A 2,577-nucleotide genomic window follows, 5' to 3' on the forward strand; every position below is an offset into this window, starting at 1 on the left:
ACGATGTGGTGGCGTTGTACGCGAACATCGACAATATTGAAAAATCGCAAGCCGATGCGCTGTTGCAATACGTCACGCAAGGCGGCGGTTTTGTACCGCTGCACTGTGCCACGTATTGCTTTCGCAACGACGACCGGATCGTGGCGTTGATGGGAGCCCAGTTTCAGCGTCATGGCACCGGCGTGTTCCGCACCGACATCGCCAACGCCGAGCATCCACTGATGCAAGGATTTGGTGGATTTGAAAGTTGGGACGAAACTTACGTGCATCACATGCACAACGAGAAAAACCGCACGGTGCTCGAGTATCGTGTCGACGCCGAAGGCCGCGAACCATGGACATGGATTCGCAGCGAAGGCGAGGGGCGTGTTTTCTATACCGCCTGGGGGCATGATTCTCGGACTTGGACCAATCCTGGTTTTCAAAACCTCGTTGAACGCGGCATCCGCTGGGCAGCCAAAGGGGATCCGCAAAAAGCTGGCGATTTCCTACAAGACCAAGCGTTTCCGGTTCCCGAGATGACGAAGATCGCGGCAGACGTCAAACCGTTTGAATACCAAGATGTCGGTAGCGAAATCCCGAACTACACTCCCTCGGACAAATGGGGAGTGCAGGGGAAACCGATGAACATGATGCAAAAACCACTTGAACCCGCCGAGTCGATGAAACATCTCGTCGTCCCCAAGGGATTTCATGTCGAACTGTTTGCGTCGGAGCCGGATTTGAAGGGCAAGCCGATCTGTATGGCTTGGGACGAGCGAGGCCGATTGTGGGTCGCCGAGACCTACGACTATCCCAACGAATTGCAACCGGCTGGCAAGGGACGTGATCGCATTCGCATCTGTGAAGACACCGACGGCGATTGGAAAGCGGACAAGTTCACCGTGTTTGCCGAAGAACTGAGCATCCCGACCAGCATCGCATTCCATGACGGCGGAGCGATCGTGCAAAACGCTACCGAAACACTGTACTTAAAAGACACCGACGGCGATGACAAAGCCGACATTCGCAAGGTGTTGATCAAGAACTGGACCCTCGGCGACACCCACGGTGGCGTCAGCAATTTCCAGTATGGATTGGACAACTGGATCTGGGCGATGCAGGGCTACAACCAATCCAAACCCGTTGCCGACGGAAAACCGCAACAAGCATTTCGAATGGGCTTCTTTCGTATGCGTCCCGATGGATCCGAGGTGGAATTCATCCGCTCGACCAATAACAACACCTGGGGACTCGGAATCAGCGAAGAAGGATTGATCTTTGGCTCGACCGCCAACGGAAACCCCAGTGTCTTCATGCCGATCGCCAATCGCTATTACGAGCGAGTCCGCGGATGGACGCCGTCGCTAACTCTTTCATCGATCGCGGACAGCAACGACTTTCATCCGATCACGGACAAGGTTCGCCAAGTCGATCATCACGGCGGCTACACCGCCGCCGCAGGCCACTCGCTGTACACCGCTCGCGAATACCCTCAGGAATATTGGAATCGTATTGCCTTTGTGAACGGACCGACGGGACACTTGACCGGTGCGTTTGTGCTGAAGCACGATGGCAGCGGATTCACGTCGACCAGTCCATTTAATTTGCTTGCGAGTGACGACGAATGGACCGCGCCGATCATGGCCGAAATTGGGCCCGACGGCCAAGTGTGGATCATCGATTGGTACAACTACATCGTCCAACACAATCCAACACCGCAAGGATTCGAAACCGGCAAGGGAGCGGCTTACGAAACGAAGCTTCGTGACAAGAAACATGGACGCATTTATCGCGTGGTGTTCGACGGTTCTGATGCAAAATCTAGTCCCGATCTGTCCAAGGCGACGCCAAGCGAATGGGTGGCCGCCCTGACTCATCCGACAATGTTGACACGCAAACACGCTCAACGTTTGCTGGTGGAACGAGGTAAAACCGATGTCACGAAAGAATTGATCAAGTTGATTCAAGACGAATCGACCGACGCAATCGGGCTAAACGTCGGTGCGATCCACGCGTTGTGGACACTGCAAGGACTCGACCAACTTGACACGGATGACACCGCGGCAAGCGCGGCGGTGTTTGCGGCGCTGCGTCATCCCTCGGCCGGCGTTCGTCAGAACGCGGTCAAGGTGTTGCCATCGTCGACCGCGTCGGTCGATGCCTTGTTAGCCGCCGGCGTTCATCGTGATCCCAACGCCAACACCAAACTTGCGGCGATCCTGGCCTTGTCCGATTTGCCGGCAAGCACCGCCAGTGGCGAGGCGATTGCCCAAATTCTGTCAGAGCCGGCCAATTTGGCGGATCGTTGGATTCCCGATGCTGCTACCAGTGCAGCGGCGCAGAACAGCATCGGTTTCTTGCAAGCGGTTGCCAAAACCCAAACCGTCAATCCCGCAACGAAGCTGCTCGAAATCACGCAACGCGTTGCCGAGCACTACGCGCGAGGTAAAAACACGGGCGAAATGGAAACGCTGGTGGCAAGTTTGCAAAATGCCAATCGTCAAGTCATTGACGCTGTGTTCGCGGGAATCAGCAATGGATGGCAACGAGATCAAAAGATCGAGCTGACCGCCGAACTGGAATCCGATCTGGAAT

General features: G+C 55.5%; 1 protein-coding gene. It reads left to right on the forward strand.

Annotated features, from left to right (window positions below):
* Positions 1–2,577: PVC-type heme-binding CxxCH protein (locus tag ABX962_RS34465; RefSeq protein WP_372726188.1), on the forward strand; the 2,577-nt coding region annotated here is incomplete at both ends.

This window comes from Novipirellula sp., from assembly GCF_041583735.1.
Taxonomy (GTDB): Bacteria; Planctomycetota; Planctomycetia; order Pirellulales; family Pirellulaceae; genus Novipirellula.